The sequence below is a fragment of the Halalkalibacter wakoensis JCM 9140 genome (assembly GCF_000513095.1).
Taxonomy (GTDB): Bacteria; Bacillota; Bacilli; order Bacillales; family Bacillaceae_D; genus Halalkalibacter; species Halalkalibacter wakoensis.
Genome location: NZ_BAUT01000146.1, coordinates 1 through 2,085, shown reverse-complemented (window position 1 = coordinate 2,085; position 2,085 = coordinate 1). Strand labels below are relative to the sequence as shown.

Here is a 2,085-nt window from a genome sequence, read left to right as displayed (position 1 = left end):
GTACTACAAAAAGAATGGAACTCGCAAAAAATCCCTAGGATGAAAAGAACAAATCAATTCCCTGTTATCCCCTCTAAAGAAGAAGTGCTCGCTCTCATAAACGAAACAACTAACATCAAACATAAAGCATTCTTTGTATTAATTTATGGTAGTGGTTTACGAGTAAGTGAAGTGGCGAGATTAAAGATTGGTGATATTTGTAGTAAAACCATGCGTATTCGTGTAGAACGAGCGAAACACAACACCAATCGTTATACCATTTTATCTGATATGGCCCTTCAAGTACTTCGAGAATATTTTAAAAGTGAATTCTCAGATACTACGTACACACTAAATGATTGGCTTTTTCGAGGGCGCAACCCAAATGAACACATCCATGTAAAGACGATAAAAAATACGATGATTAACGTCAGGAATAGACTAAAGCTTGATTCGAGAATCTCTGCCCATACTTTAAGGCACTGCTTTTCTACTCACTCTTTAGAAAGTGGTGTCGATCCTGTACATATCCAACAGATGCTGGGGCATAAAAGACTACAAACAACTTTAACCTACCTACACATGACCTCCAAAAGTTTAATGGGCGTCAAGAGTCCTTTGGATACCGAAGGTCACCGATCATGAGTGCGATACAAAACCTCTTTCGAGGGCATTACCAAGAGTATGAAAAATCTTATCATCCATCTTTCGAACAAGTTAAAGCGGCCAACGGTATCATTCGTTGTAAAACTGAAGAATTAGGTGGAAATAAATATGCATGTGACAAATGTGGTCATTCCGTAATGAGGTATCATTCTTGTCGAAACCGTCACTGTCCTAGTTGCCAAGGAGTAAATAAGGAAGTTTGGATAGATAAAAGAAGAAAAGATGTTCTGAATGCCCCTTATTTTCATGCCGTATTTACGATGCCAAAGCAACTTCATCAAATCATCTATCATAATCAAAGATTACTCTATGATTTAATGTACAAATCTGTGGCAGAGACCTTAACCGAGCTTTCCACTGATAAGAAATATTTAGGTGCACAAATCGGCTTTTTTTCAGTGTTACACACCTGGGGACAAAATTTACACTATCACCCTCACATCCATACCGTTGTATTGGCAGGAGGGCTAACGAAACAGAACCAATGGCGTAACACCAGCCAGAAATTCTTTATTCCTGTAAAAGTACTATCCAAGAAGTTTCGAGGAAAGTACCTTTATTATTTAAAACAATACTATCAGCAAAATCGACTTCAATTCTATAAGGATGCACAAAAATATGAAGATCCAAAGCAATTTCAGAAACTCATGGACGAGTGTTATAAACTAGATTGGTATAGCTACACCAAAAGGACGTTTGAAGGGCCTTTAGCAGTAATGAAGTACCTCGGCCGTTACACTCATCGTATCGCTATTTCGAATCAAAGGATTATTTCTGTTGACCATGCCACAGACACCGTCATCATTGGTGTAAAGGATTATAAAAATAATAATGAGAAAAAGACAGTTACCATGAAGATAACAGAATTTATAAGACGATTTTTAATGCATATACTCCCGAAGGGATTTGTGAAAATTAGACATTATGGGATTCTCGCAAATCGAAATAGAAAAACGAAGCTCGCTCTTTGTAGAAAACTAACAAGAAGTCCTCTTTATAAACCGAGATTTGAAGGATTAGAAAAAAGAGAAATCCTCTCCATTCTCCTCGGTAAAGATGTGACACAATGTCCAGGTTGTATGAAAGGACATTTAAAGAGTCCTTTCACAGGAGATACATCTTAACTAGACTGAACAGAATACTTTTAAAAAGCCTCTTCAGTGGGGAGGGGGGAGTTGTATCTAAATACACCCATCAAGTAATAAAAGGTCGCAGGAGATGGGTAAAAAAAGATCAAACCATAAAATCAAAAGTAAGATAAAAAGATTAAAACCCCAAGGGGGTGCGGATTATCGCGACTTCATTCTTCTTGGGCAATCAAAAATTTTGCGACCTTTTTTATGTATAAGTATAGAAGAAGGCACAACGAGCAGATAAAATCCGCTAGTTGTGCCCTTTTTCGCGCAAAACTTCCGATTGTCCCCTGTTAGAACCGTCCCC

2 protein-coding genes are annotated in these 2,085 nt (G+C 37.7%); both read left to right on the top strand.

Annotation, left to right across the window (positions count from 1 at the left end):
* A partial coding sequence (locus tag JCM9140_RS21825) for a tyrosine-type recombinase/integrase (RefSeq protein WP_034751767.1) occupies positions 1 to 624 on the top strand: 624 nt, incomplete at its 5' end.
* Entirely contained in the window at positions 621 to 1,769 is a 1,149-nt protein-coding gene (locus JCM9140_RS21820) for an IS91 family transposase (protein WP_034751761.1), read from the top strand. The genes JCM9140_RS21825 and JCM9140_RS21820, both read left to right, overlap by 4 nt.
* Positions 1,770 to 2,085: the final 316 nt, after the last annotated feature.

Bases quoted from the DNA above. Each gene is read 5' to 3' on its own strand.
- JCM9140_RS21820 (WP_034751761.1), top strand. From the start codon at position 621: ATGAGTGCGATACAAAACCTCTTTCGAGGGCATTACCAAGAGTATGAA.